At 49.9% G+C, this 649-nt stretch carries 1 pseudogene; it reads left to right on the forward strand.

The annotated features are described in order from the left end of the window. Nucleotides 1-198 (forward strand): annotated as a pseudogene (locus tag AC1DVH_RS32370) (acetyl-CoA C-acetyltransferase); the annotation flags it as partial. Between the last annotated feature and the right edge of the window lie 451 nt (nucleotides 199-649).

Genomic DNA, 649 nt, shown 5'->3' on the forward strand with positions numbered 1-649 from the left:
GACTTGAACGTCGGACATGAGCAATTAAATGTCCACGGTGGGGCATGCGCTTTGGGGCACCCGATTGGCGCGTCAGGCGCGCGTGTTGTTGTTACGTTGGTAAATGCCTTGAGGCAGAACGCGCTAAAGCGTGGCATCGCGTCTGTATGCATTGGTGGCGGTGAGTCGACCGCGATTGCTATCGAACTCCTCTCATAGAGAAGCGTTGACTGGCTGTAATAAGTCCCCCGCTGCGCATCGGGCATCTTTTTTGCCTAAAGGTGTTGGCACCGATGCCGAATTGACCCAGTTGCCGAGACGCCACTGACCCAGTCTGTTCCTCTCGAAGCATTGCCTATACGGGATTTGTGCAGATTTAGAGGTGGGTCAGTCTTGCTTCAGTAAATGGGTCAATTCGACGTCGACGTCAACAGCTTGCTGCTGCCGTGCTCATGGGATATCGAAAGAACTCCAATAAAATACGGGCTTGATTAGGATAATCGTAGGGATATGAATACTAAAAATCAGCATAATTTCATTGTAAAACAGGTGCTTATTTTTCTATTCGAGTCCAGGTCGTGGAGCCAGACAAGGTTCCAGAGAAGGCTTACAAAATCTCTGAAACCACCGAAAAACCCGCCTTCTGGCGGGTTTTTTCGTTTTGGCGTTC

This window comes from Pseudomonas sp. P4_C3 (assembly GCF_056402075.1).